Source organism: Phycisphaeraceae bacterium (assembly GCA_019454185.1).
In the GTDB taxonomy this organism is placed as follows: Bacteria; Planctomycetota; Phycisphaerae; order Phycisphaerales; family UBA1924; genus JAHBWV01.
Genome location: CP075368.1, coordinates 1,072,548 through 1,090,729, shown reverse-complemented (window position 1 = coordinate 1,090,729; position 18,182 = coordinate 1,072,548). Strand labels below are relative to the sequence as shown.

Here is an 18,182-nt window from a genome sequence, read left to right as displayed (position 1 = left end):
TGGTCGTGTCCTGTAAAGCCTCGAAAAGCCGAATCGCTTTCAAGCCACAAGAACGCTTCGAGGCGGTATGAATCCCGCAGCGGCCCTGCCAGATGCTCCATCAATCAGGAGCGAAACCACGGATAGCCGCGGTGTTCAAGGTATTTCTCGCAGATCAGCTGCGTTGCTTGTTCCGGCGTTGACGCCGCACATGTGTTGGCGACCGCACCGCCCAAGCCAAACTCACCGGGCACCTTCACACCCGCGCTGTTCTCTGTCGCCATGTGAATATGTGGCACCCAGACCTTTTCCTTGCCGCGGAAGGTCCCGTCACATCCCACCTCAAAGCGAAACTCGACTGCTCCAACGTTGCCCCCGTGCTCGGCGTTCCAGTCCGTGGCCACATCAGGTGAAACCGAAAACCGGTACTCTGTAAGTCGTCGGATCATGACGCAATCGTATCTGATGGCAGCTGCGACGCGATGGGCCCTTCGGGCATCCTGCGGATTTCATCCTGCCAATCGGTAGTAGTGCTTCAGCACGCCACCGAGCCGGGTTCGGCACCGGACTGCCCCCGGGTGATCGGCCAATCGCAGCGGGGGAGGCCTGCCCACCGGCGTGCGGAACTTGATCGACGAGTGCGGGCGCTCCCGGATGTAGTGCTCAAGGAACTCGGCAATCAGGTGATCGAGGTGTCGCGTGCCCAGCACGATGAACCGGTCGAGGCACTCGTCCTGCACGGTCTGAATGAACCGCTCGACGTGGGCGTTGAGGTTCGGAGCGCGATACGGCAGGCGCACCGGCGTGATGTTGTGGGCTCGCAGCGCATCGTCGAACGGTCGTCCGAACTTAGTATCGCTGTCCCGGGTGAGCACGCGGCACTCGGTTGCGCCGTCGCCGGCCGCGGCCTTCAACAGCGGGACCTGCGCCGCGACCCACTCGGCATCAGGGTGCTCCGTGCTTGCCGTGGCGACGGCCCGGCGCGTGGCGACGTTCACGAAGACGAGCGTGTACGCATCGCGGAAGCCCCATTTCGTGACGATCCGGTGCCGCAGGAAGTCGCACGCCCACAGGGTCTTGGCGTGGGACTTGATGAACTGGTCCCAGGTCGCCTCGCCGCGCTCCGGGCCGGTTGGCAGCCCCGCATCCTTTAAAATGTTCACGACGGTGCTGCGGGAGACCTTGACGCCCAGTTTCTTGAGCTCGCCGAGGATGCGGGTGTATCCCCAGCCGGTCTCCCTCGCGAGTCTCAGGACCAGACGCCGGATCTGCTCGGGCGACTTTGGCCGTCCCGGCTTCCGCCCGGTTTTCTTCCTCGGCCGGCGATTGCCGGCATCCCGGATCCACCGCAGGAAGGTCTGTGGACTGACGATCGAAACCATCGCCTTGATGGCCGACCCGAGGGGCTTGGCCAGGCGGACCAGCCGGGACCGCTCCCCGGGCGTGACCCGGACCGGCCCGTTGATCTTCGAGCGGAGGACCTCGTTCTCGGCTTTCAAGTACTGGATCTGGCGGCGAAGGTCAGCCTGGGTGGACCCGGCCAGGACATCAAGCAGGCGGCGGAAGAGATTTGGCATCGCCGAATCGTGTGGGGCCAGTGGCTATTTCGGTGGAGTCGGGGTTGGTCCATCCATGAAATAGCTGAGTGCACTCTCGACCAACGCCTCAGCCTCGGCATCCGATTCGCCCGTTGCCGCGCAAAGGTGACTGAGCGCCGGCACCCACCGGCGGTCCATCAAGTCTGCGAGCCGTTGGCCGTGGATTCTGGCTCTCGCTTCCTCGGTCAGGAATGGGGGCAGCATGCAGAGCGCCAGGCACTGCAGCCCGGTGTATTCGCGAGCCATGAAGTAGAGCCAGTACGGGAATGCCGCATCGAGTTCGCTGACATAGTTGCGGACAGCGGGAATCTCGAACAACTCCTCTGGAGAGTCGTCATAGCCAAAGAACGCAACGTTGACACGTGTTCGAAAGGCCTGAATCCTGGCCGGCGATTGGAGCAATCCCTTCAGGGTCGCGATCGGTCCCGACGTGTCGCAGCTCTCAACCTCGTTGCGGCTGATCACGACCGTCAGAAAGTCGAAGTCCGAAAGGTCCATTGGACGGATTCCATGCGGGTAATGGCCCCGCTGGCGCGAATCGTATCACAGCCATCGATGCGGTTCGGGTAGCGGCTGGCATATCTGAGGCGACGTGACGATGCAGATGTGTGGGCCGGAACCCTCAATCGTCGGGGCTCCGCGGTGGGGTGCGGGGGGAGGGTGCAAAAACGTGCGACTTTGAGACTCGGCACCGTGCAGCCGGCGATTCTGGCCCGCCCGACACCCCGATCCGGTCTCGACCAGTGGTCGGCGTGAGACTTCTCAGCCTGGCCACAACCGACGGGCGCGGCGGCAGAACGAGGGCGTCGCCCATATCGTCCCGGCGGGACCGCGCGGAGGTCGCCCCGCGACGCCAATGGACGGGGCTGGAGTATTTGTACCCCGCTAGCGGCCCTGAAAACGCGGTTTCCGGCTGTCCCCGTTAACGCCCCGTATCGATCGCACACCCCTCGGGCCACCCCGAGAGTGGTCCGCCAACCCTCCGAAACGGTCTTGTACAGGGAGTTCAAGGCCCTCGTCAAAGGTGACGGGGGCCTTATCGTTTACAGACCGGGCGGCGAAATCGCCCCCGTTGCCGTGCTGTGGCGGGGGTTCGGCGCTCTCGGCTTCGATCTGGAGAGCGGGGTGCCCCTCCGAACGACCCCGTTTCGGCACCCAAACCCCCTGAACTCTCTCGCTCTCAGGTCCTCGCAGCGTTTCCAGTTAACAGGAGCGTTCCGAGCGGGGGCCTGATGCGAACGCAGCTTCGATCCAGAGCCGCACCCTTTGCTATATCACCTCATCCTCCATTGGATGAAAGAGACCATCCCGCAACACTCGCAAGGACACTCGGGCCAGGGGAGGGCGTGCCATGCGCCGCGTACTCTTGAACAACTTTCATTCACGCCGGAACCCTGGAGCCCCCGCTTGCACGGTCCGAACCGGCCCGAAGCGGTCTGACTTCTGCAATGAGCAACTCTTCAACACTCTGGTTCTCTCCCGCGCCGAGCGAAGTCACGGCCTCTCGGATCTCGCTCGACTTCGATCTGCGGGCCGCCGACCTGTACTTCCGCGAACTCGTGGTGCCCGAGCTTGGTCGCATCTGGTTTGTGAGGCAGATCTCTTGGCCCTTGGCCGCACTGGCGATCCACGAGGACCTGGCTACCCGCGGCTCGAACCCGCCGAAGCCCACTGCCATCTGTCACGGCATCGAGGCGCTCGCGTGCAAGCTGGAGTACCTCGTCGATCCGCAGGACCCCTCGCGCCGCATCCTCGGGCGGCGAGCGTTTGGTCGCGACACCGAACGTGACGTGTGGTCATTCCACCGGCTGCGCCAAGCGACGAACTACGTCCGCAACACGCACCGTCAGGCCGCAACGCGCGCGATCCGGGTCGATGGTGGTCTCGGTTTCGCGAGTGGCTCGCGATTCGATCAGCTCGAACTGGAGCCGGTCGGGCGAGCGCTGTCCACCGCATTCCTTGAGCAACGCGTCGGGAAAGGCGGCACCAGCATTCGCAAATGGCTGCTCGGTTGGCTGGAAGGCGACCGCGAAATCTCTGGCTGGCCCAAAACCCTCCTGCAAGCGCTGTCCCCCGAACACCCCACCGACGACGAACGCACCCTAGTCCGTTCACGACTGCTCGGCACGTCGACGTCTGCGAGCGAGAAGCGGCTGCGGTTGGCCCGCGCGATCGGTCGCGCAGCCGACCTGCCGAGCATCGAGGATGGCGTCGTCGCTCGTCTCCGCGAGGCGGGTCATCGCGAGCAGGCCAACGAAGTTGTCGTCGCACGCGCGTTCGGCGCGGTACTCGACCGAGCCCGCGACGCAATCTCGCAACTGACAAGCGCGGTGGAGCCTGGACGCGGTGGCGTGAAGCTCGCGACTCTGGCCAGTGACTCGGTGCTCAAGAAGTCAATCAGGGATCTCCGGACTGCCTCAAGGAACTTCGTCGAGAAGGCGAACACGGCGGACGTCAAGGAAGCCACAAGCCGGACATTCGCAGACGCAGTCGCTGCAGGCGACGACGCGGAGGTTATCCGAGTCCTCGTCCGGCGTTCTGGCAAAGTTCTCGGGCTCGCCGACTGCTCAGTCACCCGTGGCCCGCTGTTTCGCGTCGTCGACGCCAGCGGTGAAACGCGCGACCTCGAGGACGGCGCGGACAGCATCGAGCCCGATCGGACGGGTCGAACATTCCGCATGGCGAATCTTCACTCTCTTCTACGTGACGTCGACCAGCGAGGTGTGCGATGAACGCGGAGACGCTTCTCGACATCTTCGTGCCGCCTGAGGGCATGGTCGGGCACAGCGCTGCGCTCGTCGCCATGACCGGCGCGGAGGACTTCCTCGAGGACGCCGTGCAGCGATTCACGGGGCTCCGACCACGGCAACGAGCAGAGCTGGGCAACGTGCTCGTGTTCCTGATGCTGGACGGGCATGCGTCGACATCGCGGAAGGAGGTGCTTCCACCTGGGCGCATCCCCGGTCTCCACGAGTTTCAGCCGCGAGAAGTCGAACCCGGTTCGCTCCTGCACGCGAAGGTCGCGGTGCTCGCGTTCGCCCCGAACCGGACGGGTTCGCCCGTACACCTTCGGCTCGCTGTGCTCACGGCCAACTACACCTACACCTCAGCGCGGCAGCAGCTCGAGCTGGTGTGGGTTGTCGATCTTCCGCTCGGTGGTAGTGCCCCTGTCGAGGACCGGGCCGACGTCGCAGCGGCCGGGGCGTTTGTCGGGACACTCCTCGCGCGGCGGTTCCATCGTGATGAGCAGACGCTTCCGCTGAAGGACCGCAAGCTGACCGCACGGCTCGACACGCTCCTCGCCGCGGCATCTTCGCTTGCTCCTGCGAACCGCAAGCCACGCTTCATCCACTCGCTCGACAGGCCTCTCTACGACCAGATCCGTGAGCGATTCCGCAACGCGATCGACAAACCTAGGAACCTCCTGCTGTGCGGTTCTGGCTTCTACGAGGAACCAACCAAGAAGGCGAGCAAGCCCGCTGTCTTTAGCAAACTTGAGGACCTGGGAGTGTTCACGGCCAATGTGCGGCGGGTAGCAGTCGTCGAGCCGTGCGAAGCGGGTGCCGTGGCGATGTGGGCCAAGGGCGGGGATACTGATGGTTGGGAGGTGGTTCGGGCATACGACGCGCTGGCTCACAATCGCAGACTGCACGCGAAGTTCGTGTACGTGGGCTACTTCCGCGATGGCTATGCGAGCAATGGCTGGCTCTACCTCGGGTCGGGCAACCTCTCGCGCCGGGGTATCCTCACGCACGGCGCGATGGATGAGGGAAATGTTGAAACCGGCATGGTCTTCGCGGTCGACGAACGCCTCGACTGTGAGACGATCAGCCGCCGGCTGTTTTGGTCTGACGAATCCGAGACGGTCGGCGACGAAGACTGGGCAGTTGGCCCGGTGGGCGACGCTCCAGACGCACAGCCCATCCTGGAAGCACCGCCGATCCTCTCGGCGACGATTGAGATTGCGCCGTCCCGACGTCTGCGCCTGCACTGGCGTGATGACTTCTCGGCCGAGTCCCTCGTGAGGATCTCTTGGACGGGTCGTGACTGGATCGACGTAAGGCAAGGGGAGGATGTCCCGCTTCTGGACGGCGAGACTCCAAACGCACTCACTGTGTCCAGCGAGAGCGACCGCAAGTGGGTCGTGCCGGTCGTGGACGTCGCAGGGCGCGTCGGATGGCAGCCTCCGCGCTTCGAGACTTTTGCTGACGCCCTCGCCGCGCTCCTCGACTTCCCGATCCGCCCTGCCGAGGCTACCGACGACGGCGATCGCGATGGGGGCGACGGCGACGGCACCAATGGCGACGGCACCGGGGCAGAACTCGAACATGAGAAGAGCTACGCGTTGCATGCCGCTGCTGAGCTCGTCGAGAAGGTCGCTGCGCTTCAAGCGGCGCTGCCGGAGTCGATGCTCGACGACTGGATTGACCACCTAGACAGGATGTTCCGCGCATCATTCCCAGGGCCCTTGATCGCGACGTGGCGAACGTACCGGCTGGACGTTTTTGCACACCTTCGACAGCCGGAGTTACGATCTCCGCACCTGACTGACAAGCAGCGGGCACGCTACTTCGAGGTGCTCGATAGCGCGGCGTACGCATGGGGGCTCCGATGAGCTTCTCGTGGACGCGTGCGGCTACTGCGCTTCAGAAGCTCGTCACAGAGGACGCGGCTAAGCCACGTGAGGAGCAGCATCTTGACGACGGCCAGCGGGACTCGCTCGCATGGATGGCCAAGCGACTGCCTCAGAGCGGTCTCGTACTCGCCGACGAGGTCGGAACAGGCAAGACACGCATTGCATGCGCAGTGGTTCACGCCGTGCTCGACGCGGGTGGTCGCGCGGCGATCGTCGTGCCCCACGGACTCATGCACCAGTGGATTGCAGAGTCGCGAAAGATACGAGCCAACGCGCCAGATCCAAAAAAGCTGACGACGTTCACCGAGTTTCTCCGTAAGGCCTCCGCCCCCAATGCTTCGTGGGAAGACATCGGCCCGGGTCCCGAACAGTGCGAGTGGTGGCTCATTTCTCACGGGTTCCGCGCGCCCGTGGTGCGCAGCAATTCTAACTGGTGGCGTGCAGCGCTTCCTGCGTTTGTCGAGCTCAATCTGGCGGCAAGGGCCGAGCGGGAGGACGCGCGGACTCGCATCGGAAAGCTCAATCAGATGATGGAGGGCGCGCGGGCATCTTGGTGGGGCTGGAACGGGATGGCGCGAATAGCGAGTGACGTCGCGCCGCGCGTTCGCGGACGACGTGACCTCCGGAAGCGTATCGATGCGCTGCCTCCACTGAGCGTTGCGAGCCAGAACAACGATGCGCTTCTCACACAGTTCGGCAATAGCGGCGATGGGCGGCCCCTGACTGAAGAGCTGTTAGGCCTCTGGCTTGGCAAGTTCGACCTCCTCGTTATCGACGAGGCCCACAAGAGTCGGGGCGAGGTGAACGTGGAGGATGGCGAGCTCGGCGCAGCGTCGGGGACGGTGCTCGCGCGCCTTGTTGATGTGCTACTGAAGCAGTCCGAGGACGGGCGGCGGCTCTGCCTCACAGCGACGCCGATGGAACTGGAGTTGTCTCAGTGGCTTGACCTGCTTTGGCGTGCGCGCAGCGGTCTCGATCACGAGCGTGGGCTGCGGGTCGTCCAGAGGTTGCACCACGCCGCAAACCAAGCTGCTGTAGCGCCAGACGAAGGAAGCCGACTCGACGAGTTGTGTGCAGCAGCGAGGGAGTTCGCCAAGACGCTCGCTCCCCATGTGACGCGGCGTCGACGAGACGAGGATCCGCTTGTCCTTAGCTTCCGTTGTGGCGCGGCGCTACCTGACGGACTGCCTCATCCGCACCGACGGCTCCAGCGCGTGCAGATCGGCTGGACCGAGACGATGGGAAAGGACTCGCCTTGGCTCGACGTGCTCTTCGCTGCTGAGGGCATGAGCCAGAGCGCTCGCGGATTAACACTGAAGGACACCGCGGACTGGCCCCGGGCTGTACGCGACGCCTACACGAAGCTGTCGGCAGGGCACGTCAGCATCGACCTTTCGGAGACGAGCGAACCGCTCCCGGTGCCAGCGCCCGGCGTCGTCGATGATTACACGCGCGGGAAGATTGCGCGCACAGCCTACTGGTACCGACGCCTCCGCGACGGCCGCAAGCGGGTACTCGAAGGACTGCAGCCTGTGAACGGTGTTGAACTTGACCCTGACGCCGAGCACCCGCGCATCCTCGCCGCCGTGAAGGAGATTGAGAGCTGGACGCTGATGCAAGAGAAAGTGCTGGTCTTCGGCGTCTTTCTGCGCCCACTGCGGCTGCTTCGTGACGTGCTCAATGCGCGGCACGCGTTGCGAGCGGCCGACGCCGGGAGGCCCATCGCCCACGCCGTCCACACCGACGCTGCGTTATTCGGGATTGCGTTCCGCCAGCTCGAACGCCTGCGATCGGAGGGCGCACTCTTAGGCCGACTAGCCACGGGCAATGGTGCAGAGGTGCGTCGTGCGCTGATCGACAGCCACAAGGCCTATGAGCGCCTTCGACGGCAGGTGCGTAATCTGGCGAAGAAGTTGGTCATGGCATGGCGCAACGACTCGACACTGCTCGGCGGCGCGCCTGTTGACCGCAGGCTCGAGAGTTCGCTTGAGGACCATCTCGTCTCTTTCGTGCTCGATGACTTTCTTGCCGCGACGTCGGAGACTGACAAAGTGATCCCTGAGCGACTGGTGGCGCTCGCCAACGAGTTCGTGGAGGAACGGCTACGCCCGCTCCTAGGCGAGCTGGGCGACGAGGATGTGGACGAGGAGCAGGCCGTGCTCCGGCAGAAGGCGCTGCGTACGTTGCTCGAGGACGACGATGGACGGCAGAGCTTTCACGCGCGACTGCTCCAAGGAGCGACTGGCTGGGAGACGCGGCGCTACCTCCAAGCCGCGTTCAACCGACCCGGAGCCTCGCCGCGGGTTCTCATCGCGCAGAGTCAGGTCGGGCGTGAGGGGCTCAACCTGCACGAGTCCTGTCGCATCGTCATTCAGTTTCACGCCGAATGGAACCCCGCCGTTCTCGAGCAGCAGATCGGCCGCGTCGACCGCAAGGGCAGCCTGTGGGAGCGGCTCGCCCAGAAGTGGCTCGACGAAGGGGCGCAGGGCGTACCGCCATTCATCGAGGTCCGGCAGCTCATCTTCGAGGGGACCTACGACGCGTTTCAGTGGGATCGTGTAATGCGCCGGCAGCACGTCTTCGATGCGAGCCTCTTCGGCTCGCTTCTGCCTGCAGCCGCATGGCAACGCGTTCCTCCCGATCGCCTCGCCGACCTGCTAGATGCCGCGCCATCTTTTCGGCCGGCACGTGCGGCACCCATAGACTCTTCAGCCAGCGATGTGGGCGTACAGCGATCCGAACCGCAATGATGCTCAACCCTCATGTCGATGCAGTCGCAACCACCGACACAGGTGTTGGGTCGATCACTCTCCATACGACCAGATCCGCGTTGAATGGGAAGACCAGGAAGTTCACTGTCCGGTGAGCAGCGTTCAGCAAGCAAACGCGGCAACCTTCGCGCGACAGATTCGATACCACGCGCAGATATTGGGCTGTGATCCACGGCGGTCTCGAAGGGCCGCCATAGAGGACCACCGATGCCCGATCCGACCCAGCCGCCCTCGGCGCCGCGGCCGCGATGCCGTGCCGACATGTTCGTTGATCCCCGCACACGCCGGCGGGAGTTGGTTGACCTGATCGCGACCGGCCTGGTCCGCATCGCGGGCGCGCCGACGGCGAACATGCCGCCGGAGGATTATCCGGGCGACGGACTTGAACTCCCGGAGCATGCCGCCCTCAGTGTCGTCGCTCGCGGTCCCACGGGTGAACACCCCGAGGCGAACGCGGGCAAGGCTGGAGAGCAGCATGGCTGACGACGTGAAGCGACAGATCGCGGCCCTGGAACAGATGACCGTGGGCCAGCTCCAGACGCGGTATGGCGAGGTCTTCGGCGAGACGGCCCGCTCGGGCAACCGGCAGTGGTTGTTCCGACGGATCGCGTGGCGCATCCAAGCGCTGGCCGAGGGCGACCTCTCGGAACGGGCACGCCAACGGGCGCGGGAACTGGCCCGCGACGCGGATATCCGGGTGCGCCCGCCGAAGGATCAGGAGGTGTGCCCGCCCGCTAAGGCGCGGGCGGTGACGGGCAGGCTGGTTGTTGCTCGCGACGAGCGCATCCCGCCGGCCGGAAGCCGATTGACCAAGGCCTACAAGGGCCGGGAACTCACTGTGACGGTGCGGGTCGACGGCTTCGAGTACGACGGGCAGGTCTACCGGTCGCTCAGCGCCATCGCGCACGCCATCACCGGCTCGCACTGGAATGGCCTGCTGTTCTTCGGGCTGGCCGGGGTGAAGGCGAACGACCAGCGGGAGACGATCGCATGAGCCGACGAACCAACCGGCATCCAGCCGCGAACACCGACGCTGCCCGCGGCACCGTTCGATGTGCCATCTACACCCGCAAAAGCAGCGAGGAAGGACTTGAGCAGGAGTTCAACTCGCTCGACGCCCAGCGCGAGAGCGCCGAGAACTTCATCGCCAGCCAGAAGCACGCCGGGTGGGCTTGCCTGCCCGAGCGATATGACGACGGCGGCTTCACGGGTGGGAACCTTGAGCGTCCGGCCGTGCAACGGCTCCTGGCCGACATCGAGGCGGGCAAGATCGACTGCGTAGTCGTCTACAAGGTGGACCGCCTCTCGCGGTCCCTGATCGACTTCGCCCGGATGATGGAGACGTTCGAGCGCCGGGGCGTGTCGTTTGTATCGGTGACGCAGCAGTTCAACACGACGCACTCGATGGGGCGGCTCACGCTGAACATCCTGCTCTCATTCGCGCAGTTCGAGCGGGAGATCATCAGCGAGCGCACGCGGGACAAGATCGCGGCGGCGAGGAAGAAGGGCCGCTGGGGCGGCGGGAGGCCGGTTCTCGGTTACGACATCGAGTACCTGCCCGGCGGGAACCGACTCGTGGTCAACAAAGCCGAGGCCAAGCTCGTGCGGCGGATCTTCGATCTCTACCTGGAAGCGCAGTCGGTCCAGCAGACGATTAGACGTCTCGACGAGATGGGCGTGAGGAACAAGGCGTGGCAAACCAAGGACGGGAAGCCGTGCGGCGGGAACGGGTTCGAGAAGTCCACGCTCTTCAAGCTGCTCACCAACGTGACCTACCTCGGCAAGGTGCGGTACAAGGCCGAGGTGTACGACGGACTCCACGAGGCCATCGTCGACGAGGACCTCTTCCGCCGCGTCGGCGAGACACTCCGCGACAACCGGACCCACGACGGGAAGGGGTACAGCAACAAGCACGGTGCGCTCCTGCGCGGGCTGGTGCGGTGCACGGCCTGCGGGTCGGCCATGAGTCACCATTTCGCTACCGACGGGCCGAAGCGGTATCGCTACTACGTCTGCGTGCGCGCGCAGAAGCGCGGCTGGAAGCAGTGCCCGGGTCCCTCGTTGCCCGCAAATGACCTGGAATCGTTCGTCATCGACCAGATCCGTGCACTCGGGAAAGACGAGGCGCTTATGTCGGCATCCATTCTCCGTGCGCAACAGCTGCTGAAAGCGGATCTGGACGCCGCGAGCAAGCAACGGGTTGAAGTCGCCGCCCGGCTCGAGGAATGTCGCGCCGACCTTCGGAAGCTGATCGAATCAGGCCGCGACCGCAACGGCTCGGCTGCCATCGCCGGAGAACTGCGAGAGCGGATCCGGGAGCACGACGCGGAGGCTCGGCAACTGGACGCTCGACTCCGGGCGATGCGGGGACGGGTGATCGACGATGACGAACTCGCCGGTGCGTTGGAGGCGTTCGACCCGTTGTGGAACAGCCTCACGATTGCGGAGCGGGAGCGTCTGATCCAGCTCATTGTCCGGAGCGTCGAGTATGACGCGGTCGCCGGGACGATTAGCGTGACGTTTCACGACGGGGACGAAGATCCCCTTGATAAGGAGGCCGCATGCAGCCCGGCATGACGGTGACCAAGCAGGTTCACTTCAACACCCGGAGCCGTGGGCGTCGCGCGATGGGCGTCGGCCCCGCGACGCCACGACCGAACATAGCCGAGGGATCCATCCCGCACGTCTCACGGCTTATGGCGCTCGCGATCAAGCTCGACGGCTTGATTCGATCCGGGGCCGTCACCGATCAGGCGGGCCTGGCGAGGGTCGGCCACGTCTCCCGGGCGCGCGTCACACAGATCATGAATCTCCTGCTACTGGCCCCGGACATCCAGGAAGAGATCCTTTTTCTGCCTGCCACGAGGAAGGGGCGCGACCGTGTGACCGAGTCGGCGCTTCGACGGGTGTCGAGCCATGTTCAATGGGCGGACCAGCGCCGAGAGTGGCGGACCTTGGGGGGGCACTCCGATCGGCCTCGAGGCCGCTAGCGGGGTATTGTTACTTTCCAGAAGCGGCAGGTGCTGGAATCACCTGTCGAGCCATTCTGGAGCACGACGCGTGGGCAAAGGAAAGCTCAGACGGTTCATCAAGCCCGATGTGCTCAGATCCATCGCGCCGGATCGACTTCTCCGCCTCCTCCAACCGCACGAAGCGTACTTCACCAAGCAGGGCTTTACGCTCCCGGCGTCGGGTGAGGTGCTCGATTTGGAAGCGGTCGGCCGTTCGCTCATGAACGTGCCGCAGGCCGGACCCGCACTCCTCGTCGACACGCTGGACTTGATCGATAGGCTCTCGACGCCCAGCGGTCTGGACGCGATTCAACGCGTGCGGCACGGCCTTGGGCTTCCCAAGGCGATGACCGAGGAGCGCTCGGCTGCCGACGTTGCTGTTGAAACCTGGCTTGAGAATCCGGACGTGCTGTCTAGAGCCGATGCGTGCATGCTGTCAACACAGTCACGCACGCTTCGCCTCTTCCGTGCGAGCGCCTCAGCGTCGCTCCGTGACGACCTTGACTCACCAAGCCTCGTCTCGGAGTTGAAAGCTGCCCTGGCGTCCCGCATGAATACGCCTCTAGACAACAACGAGCTTGAGATCTACGCGTTCAAGAACGGCGATGGAGTGCTCTACGTCGTGCGTCGCGGCGGTCCTTACACCCGCGTTGGTGCGATCAAGTCAGGTAAGGCAGAGTCGATCGGCTATGTGCCACTGCAGTTCGACTTCGTGTCGTTCGATGCCCACCACCGCGAACTCGGCGTGAAGGGAGAACCAGTCGGCGAAAGGGACCGGTTCCGGCAGGTGTGGGGCGAAGTGTTGGGGGGGGATCCGGAGGCATTCAAGGATCCGGTCGCGGTCGATCTCAACCCCATCAGGGTCCGGCAACGAGCGTGTCTGCACTGCGATGACGTGCCGGGCATCGTTCGCGTTTCGCTCGTCTCGCTATCCGCGACTGTGCAGCAATCGAGGGGTCACAAGTGGAAGGAGAACGCGGCGAACCTGTTCGACGCATGGGATGCTGTGGGCCAGGGGGTGCCGGAGTACGGCGACCTGACTGCCGCCACGTTCGAGTTCCTCTTCGATGATCGAATGAAACCACGTCGGGTTGAGTGGCGGCAGGGCGGAGATATGCGGGTCGTGCGGGACGATGATGCCCCACTCGTTCAGGAATGGCTGCGTCGCCGCGGGTTCATCCCAGCCGCCGACCCAGTTCGCCCGGCGACGTTCAAGGTGTGGAATCTCCTTGGATCCATCGCAGATTGGTCTGGAACGCTGTCACAGTGGCAACTAAAGGCGGGAGCGGAGTTCCAATGCGTGAAGCCGTTCCTCATCGCCACTGGATGGCCGGTGGCGCAGGCGGAGATCCATGAGCGGGGACTCGCTGGGGCTGTGGCCTCGATCGATACAGCTGACATGCTGGTCGACAGTCTCACGGGCGAGGTCGTCGATGTTAATGTGGACGAGGTCTTGATGTGGGCGATCGATCTGTCCCGCGTGTGCAAGGCCGTCGCTGCAGCATTTGGACTCGTTCCTGCTGACTCGGTGGCGATACGCTCGAACTGGGCGGTGGTGATCGGTGGGTATTCTCCCTTCGCCGGAGAAACGGTGCCCGTCTACTTCGTGACAGCCCCAAGTCCGAGCGCCCTCGAGGGTGCTGCGAGCATTATCAGAGGTGAGGGTCATCGGGCGATCATTCTGACGCCCACGAGGCCTCACGCGCCAGCTCCCAGGTCGCGACAGTTGCTGGGAGTCAACTGGATCGCCCTGGACGAGTTCGCGAGGCTCACGTCCGAAGGTACTTGCAAGCTCAGTCAGCCCGTTGCCACAATACTCGAACCATACCTGAAGCATTACTTCCCCGAACGGTTCGGCCGCACAGCGCGGCCTCGCTTCCCGACCCCGCCCGATGCGCTTTGGGGCGACGTGCACATCAAGTTCGAGCTCGGCGATCGCTTGTCGATTCGAGTTGGCCAGCAGAGCGGCATCTACACCCACCAAGAAATGGACATGGCGGACGGCCGCTCGAAGGTCCCGGACGAGCAGTGGAAACTGCTACGAGACCTTGCCGAAGAGCACGGCGACATGGGGTGGGAGAGCCGCCGTGCCGGAAGAAAAGTCAAGGGTCGTGTGAAACGCCTCAACGATTGTCTCAAGGCCTTTTTCGGTATCTCCACTAATCCGATCACATGGAAGGACAAGGCATACCGCGTCGCCTTTCACCTGTCGCGCGACTGATGCGTGGGCTCCTTTCACACTTGATCGTGCTGTTCAGGGACTGTGGTACGCCTGAGCAAACGCTCCTCGGTTACATGTAACCGGACGGGGGCTGTTCAAATGCAAAATGGGACGCGACGTAACCCCATGCGCTCTAAGCACTTGGGCGATTCCCGTCGCGCGCCGAGTTCCCTCCGGTTACAAGTTGCCAGTCGGACCTGACGGGTCCTTTCCACCCCCAGTCAGGCCCGCGGGAGCTCCCCCGGCCCCGTCGCTCCCCGGCCTCGGCCAGATGGCCCGAGGTGACAAATGGACAGCAGCGGCAGTTCACAGGCGACGAGTTTCGAGCAGTTCGTGATCGAGCGGATCAGGTTCCGGGTCTACCGCCTCCAGCGTGTCTTTCCGCTGAGCGAGCACGACGCGGAGGACGTGGCCCAGCAGATGCAGGTCGAGGTCTTGGGCGCGATGACTCGCTACCGCTCTGGAAGGTCGAGCGAGCGGACCTACGCGTGCCGCGTGCTGGATCGCGCGTACTGCAACCTCGCCAAGAAGCTTAGGAAGCGCCGGGCGACGACCGTCCGTTTGGAGGCGGTCGCTCACATTCTGACGGACGCCCGGGACCCTCGGCCGTGCGTTGACCTCGCTCTCGACGTGGCGGAGGCGGTGTCGGCCTTGCCCGATGGCCTGCGCGGGACGGCGCTCGCGCTGATGCACCACAATCCGAAGGACGCGGCGGACTCACGCGGGCTGCATCGGGGCACTGTCTATCGCCAGATGAGGGCGATAGAGCCGCACCTCGCTCACCTGGTGCGGAACGAGTAAGCGCGACAGATTCGAGCGATCGGCAGAAGTAGTACTCCGGAGGCGGGTCTCTCCCGTCTCCGGAGTACCCCAATGCCCATCACCCCAACCACTTCGCTCCTCGACTCGATCGTCACTGGACGCCGGCCCAAGCCCCGTCGCGTGATGCTCTTCGGCACGCACGGCGTCGGGAAATCCACGTTCGGCGCGATGGCCGAGGCGCCAATCTTCATTCCCTGCGAGGACGGGCTTGCCGACATCGACTGCGCCTCGTTCCCGCTCTGCCACTCTGTTGCCGACGTGATCGGGTGCATGGAGGCGATCTACAACGGCGGGCACTCCTTTAAGACGGTCGTCATCGACTCGCTCGACTGGCTTGAGCGTCTGATCTGGGCCGAGGTCTGCAACGACCAGCAAGTCCCCAACATCGAGTCGATCGGCTACGCGAAGGGGTACTCGTTCGCGCTCGACCACTGGCGGAGGATCCTGCGCGGACTCGATGCCCTGCGCGATGAGCGCGGCATGACGATCGTCCTGATCGCGCACGCCAAGGTTGAGAAGTTCGAGAACCCCGAGACCGAGCCCTACGACCGGTACTCGCCGCGCCTGCACAAACTCGCATCGGGGCTGATCCAGGAGTGGTGCGACGAGGTCCTCTTCGCCACCTACCGCGTCCACGTCCGCAAGACGGGCGAGTCCTTCAACAAGGCAAGGTACAAGGGCATCGGCACGGGCGAGCGGATCATCCGCACCACCGAGCGGCCCGCGCACGTCGCCAAGAACCGCCTCAATCTCCCCGACGAGATCCCGCTCGATTACCGCGTCTACGCCGCCTTCGTGCGCGGCGAGCGCCCGGATGTCGAGGCCCGGACCGACGCAGGCACAGCCGACGAGCCCGCACCAGCCAACACGTCAACCAGTTGAGCCACTGACCCACTCACGAAGGAGCATCCCCCCATGGCAACGCTTACCGGATTCGACGCGACGAACGTGGAACCCAACGCCGGGTTCGACCCGATCCCCGCGGGCACTTACCCCGCCGTCGTCATCGAGTCGGAGATGAAGCCGACCAAGAAGGGCGACGGCAAGTACCTCGAGGTCACGATCGAGGTCCTTGAGGGCGAGTGCAAGGGCCGTCGCATCTGGGACCGCATGACGATCGAGCACCCCAACGAGCAGACGGTGCAGATCGCGATGGGCGCGCTGAGCGCCCTCTGCCGCGCGGTCGGTGTCGTCCGCCCCAACGACTCCTCTGAACTGCACAACATCCCGCTCGACGTGAAGGTCGGGCTCAAGAAGCGCTCCGACACGGGCGAGATGACCAACACCGTCAAGGCATACCTGAAGAAGGGCGGCGCGACCGCGCCCGCAACCGGCGCTGCCAAGGGGAGCAACCCGCCGTGGAAGCGCTGAGCGCCCATCACCAGACGGAGGGGATCGGCGGCGGGCTTGGGGGAGCCCCCGCCGTCCCCGACGGCGCGGGCAGCACCGGGCCGCTGGTCCTGCGCCGCTACCAGCAGGACGCCGTCGATGCCGTCTACGCGCACTTCCGCGCACGGCCCGCGTCCGACAGTCCGTGCGTCGTGATCCCGACGGGCGGCGGCAAGACCCCGGTCATCGCGGCCATCGCCAAGGACGTCGCCACGCTCTGGAACGGACGCGTGCTGGTGCTGGCGCACGTGAAGGAACTGCTCGAGCAGAACGCCGAGAAGATCCGCAAGATGGCCCCGGACGTCCCCGTGGGCGTCTACTCGGCGGGCCTCAGGCGGCGTGAACTCCGGCACCCGGTCACGGTCGCGGGGATCCAGTCGATCTGGAAGCGCGCGGGCGAACTCGGGCCGGTGGACCTCATCATGGTGGACGAGGCCCACATGGTGTCGGACGCTGAGAGCGGCATGTACCGGTCCTTCCTCGCCGACGCCCGGCTCGTCAACCCGAACGTACGGATGCTGGGCCTGACCGCGACGCCCTACCGCTACAAGTCGGGTCCGATCTGCACGCCGGACAACATCTTCAACACCATCTGCTACGAGGTCGGGGTCCGGGATCTCATCGACCTCGGGTTCCTCGCAGCCCTCCGGTCCAAGGCGGGGTCGATGGAGGTGGACACCAGCGGCCTGCACATGCGAGGCGGCGACTTCGTCCAGAGCGAGGTCGAGGAACTCATGGATGACGTGTTCCGCGTCGAGAGCGCGTGCCAGGAGATCATCGACCTGACCCGGGACCGGGCGTCGGTGCTGATCTTCGCGTGCGGCGTTCAGCACGGACAGCACGTCGTCGACGTGCTGCGGCAGAAGCACGGCGTGGAGTGCGGCTTCATCACGGCGGAGACGCCTGCCCCGACTCGGGCCGCGCTCATCGACCGCTTCAAGCAGGCCAGCCTCAAGTTCCTGTGCAACGTCAACGTGCTGACCACCGGCTTTGACGCCCCCAACGTGGACTGCATCGCCATGCTCCGGCCGACGGCCTCGACGGGCTTGTACTACCAGATGGTCGGGCGGGGCTTCCGGCTCCATCCGGGCAAGAGCGACTGTCTCGTCCTGGACTTCGCGGGCAACATCTCGCGGCACGGCCCCGTGGACGCCGTGGTCCCCGAGGAGTGCGCCGTTGAGTTCGGCACCGGGCCCACGAAGGAGTGCCCGCGCTGCGACGCGACGGTGGCGCTCGGAGTCATGACCTGCCCGGAGTGCGGCCACGAGTTCCCGGAGCGCGCTCGCAAGTCGCACCACCACACCGCGGGCACCGAGGGCATCCTCAGCGGGCAGGTGAGCCGCGAGGTCGTCAAGGTGCTGGGCATCTCGTACCACGTTCACCGCAAGCGCGGCGACGACTCCGCGCCGCCGACGATGCGGGTGGAGTATCGCATCGGTCTGGCTGATGTGATCAAGGAATGGGTCTGCTTCGAGCACCAGGGATACGCCCGCGCTAGGGCCGAGGCGTGGTGGACGCGGCGGTCGCGCGAGCGCGTGCCGCTGACAGTCGAGGATGCCGTCGACTGGGCCCGGGCTGGGGCGCTGGCGACGACCCACGAGATCATGGTCGAGCGGACCGCCGGGAAGGCGTTCCCGATCATCGTGCCCCATCGCCTTGGCGAGCGTCCTGCGCCGCTGGAGAGCGACGAGGGCGTCACGGACGCCATGCTGGCGGCGGCGCTGTCGGACCCGTGCACGGAGACGCCCTTCTGAT

General features: G+C 64.9%; 15 protein-coding genes. 12 read left to right on the top strand and 3 right to left on the bottom strand.

Annotated features, from left to right (window positions below; genetic code table 11):
* Nucleotides 1-104: 104 nt before the first annotated feature.
* The 3 genes from KF838_04525 to KF838_04515 are packed head-to-tail and all read right to left on the bottom strand — an operon-like array spanning nt 105 to nt 2,075.
* Complete coding sequence (locus KF838_04525; protein QYK49118.1) at nt 105-428, bottom strand: hypothetical protein; 324 nt, start codon at nt 426-428, stop codon at nt 105-107.
* A 60-nt stretch (nt 429-488) separates the two neighbouring features.
* Entirely contained in the window at nt 489-1,556 is a 1,068-nt protein-coding gene (locus KF838_04520) for an integrase core domain-containing protein (protein QYK49117.1), read from the bottom strand.
* Nucleotides 1,557-1,580: 24 nt separating this feature from the next.
* Nucleotides 1,581-2,075, bottom strand: a complete 495-nt coding sequence (locus KF838_04515; GenBank protein QYK49116.1) for a hypothetical protein — start codon at nt 2,073-2,075, stop codon at nt 1,581-1,583.
* A gap of 1,112 nt (nt 2,076-3,187) precedes the next feature.
* On the opposite strand from KF838_04515, the gene KF838_04510 reads away from it, so the two are divergent.
* From KF838_04510 to KF838_04455, 12 genes are all read left to right on the top strand, one after another.
* Nucleotides 3,188-4,309, top strand: a complete 1,122-nt coding sequence (locus KF838_04510) for a hypothetical protein (GenBank protein ID QYK49115.1) — start codon at nt 3,188-3,190, stop codon at nt 4,307-4,309.
* Nucleotides 4,306-6,192, top strand: a complete 1,887-nt coding sequence (locus KF838_04505) for a hypothetical protein (GenBank protein QYK49114.1) — start codon at nt 4,306-4,308, stop codon at nt 6,190-6,192. The genes KF838_04510 and KF838_04505 overlap by 4 nt, the downstream gene beginning before the upstream one ends.
* A 251-nt stretch (nt 6,193-6,443) precedes the next feature.
* Entirely contained in the window at nt 6,444-8,963 is a 2,520-nt protein-coding gene (locus tag KF838_04500; GenBank protein QYK49113.1) for a hypothetical protein, read from the top strand.
* Between the two features lie 282 nt (nt 8,964-9,245).
* On the top strand, nt 9,246-9,467 hold the full coding sequence (locus KF838_04495; GenBank protein ID QYK49112.1) for a hypothetical protein: 222 nt from the start codon (nt 9,246-9,248) through the stop codon (nt 9,465-9,467).
* A complete protein-coding gene (locus KF838_04490; protein ID QYK49111.1) occupies nt 9,460-9,978 on the top strand; it encodes a DUF2924 domain-containing protein in 519 nt (172 codons plus the stop codon). The genes KF838_04495 and KF838_04490 overlap by 8 nt, the downstream gene beginning before the upstream one ends.
* Nucleotides 9,975-11,561 (top strand): recombinase family protein, encoded by a 1,587-nt coding sequence (locus tag KF838_04485; protein QYK49110.1) that lies wholly within the window; start codon nt 9,975-9,977, stop codon nt 11,559-11,561. Before KF838_04490 ends, KF838_04485 begins: the two co-directional genes overlap by 4 nt.
* Nucleotides 11,546-11,974, top strand: a complete 429-nt coding sequence (locus KF838_04480) for a hypothetical protein (GenBank protein ID QYK49109.1) — start codon at nt 11,546-11,548, stop codon at nt 11,972-11,974. The genes KF838_04485 and KF838_04480 overlap by 16 nt, the downstream gene beginning before the upstream one ends.
* 70 nt (nt 11,975-12,044) lie before the next feature.
* Entirely contained in the window at nt 12,045-14,216 is a 2,172-nt protein-coding gene (locus KF838_04475) for a hypothetical protein (protein ID QYK49108.1), read from the top strand.
* 288 nt (nt 14,217-14,504) lie between these two features.
* Nucleotides 14,505-15,017, top strand: a complete 513-nt coding sequence (locus KF838_04470) for a hypothetical protein (GenBank protein ID QYK49107.1) — start codon at nt 14,505-14,507, stop codon at nt 15,015-15,017.
* 72 nt (nt 15,018-15,089) lie between these two features.
* Nucleotides 15,090-15,920 (top strand): ATP-binding protein, encoded by an 831-nt coding sequence (locus KF838_04465; GenBank protein ID QYK49106.1) that lies wholly within the window; start codon nt 15,090-15,092, stop codon nt 15,918-15,920.
* Nucleotides 15,921-15,953: 33 nt separating this feature from the next.
* The gene (locus KF838_04460; protein ID QYK49105.1) at nt 15,954-16,409 is read left to right on the top strand and encodes a DUF669 domain-containing protein; all 456 of its coding nucleotides are present in this window, start codon (nt 15,954-15,956) and stop codon (nt 16,407-16,409) included.
* Nucleotides 16,397-18,181 carry a DEAD/DEAH box helicase gene (locus KF838_04455; GenBank protein QYK49104.1) on the top strand — a complete coding sequence of 595 codons (1,785 nt, stop codon included), beginning with the start codon at nt 16,397-16,399 and terminating at the stop codon, nt 18,179-18,181. The genes KF838_04460 and KF838_04455 overlap by 13 nt, the downstream gene beginning before the upstream one ends.
* Nucleotide 18,182: the final 1 nt, after the last annotated feature.

Coding starts and splice junctions, on each gene's coding strand:
- KF838_04520 (QYK49117.1), bottom strand. CDS start 1,556: ATGCCAAATCTCTTCCGCCGCCTGCTTGATGTCCTGGCCGGGTCCACC.
- KF838_04525 (QYK49118.1), bottom strand. CDS start 428: ATGATCCGACGACTTACAGAGTACCGGTTTTCGGTTTCACCTGATGTG.
- KF838_04460 (QYK49105.1), top strand. CDS start 15,954: ATGGCAACGCTTACCGGATTCGACGCGACGAACGTGGAACCCAACGCC.
- KF838_04490 (QYK49111.1), top strand. CDS start 9,460: ATGGCTGACGACGTGAAGCGACAGATCGCGGCCCTGGAACAGATGACC.
- KF838_04515 (QYK49116.1), bottom strand. CDS start 2,075: ATGGACCTTTCGGACTTCGACTTTCTGACGGTCGTGATCAGCCGCAAC.
- KF838_04505 (QYK49114.1), top strand. CDS start 4,306: ATGAACGCGGAGACGCTTCTCGACATCTTCGTGCCGCCTGAGGGCATG.
- KF838_04480 (QYK49109.1), top strand. CDS start 11,546: ATGCAGCCCGGCATGACGGTGACCAAGCAGGTTCACTTCAACACCCGG.
- KF838_04465 (QYK49106.1), top strand. CDS start 15,090: ATGCCCATCACCCCAACCACTTCGCTCCTCGACTCGATCGTCACTGGA.
- KF838_04485 (QYK49110.1), top strand. CDS start 9,975: ATGAGCCGACGAACCAACCGGCATCCAGCCGCGAACACCGACGCTGCC.
- KF838_04470 (QYK49107.1), top strand. CDS start 14,505: ATGGACAGCAGCGGCAGTTCACAGGCGACGAGTTTCGAGCAGTTCGTG.
- KF838_04500 (QYK49113.1), top strand. CDS start 6,444: ATGCACCAGTGGATTGCAGAGTCGCGAAAGATACGAGCCAACGCGCCA.
- KF838_04495 (QYK49112.1), top strand. CDS start 9,246: ATGTTCGTTGATCCCCGCACACGCCGGCGGGAGTTGGTTGACCTGATC.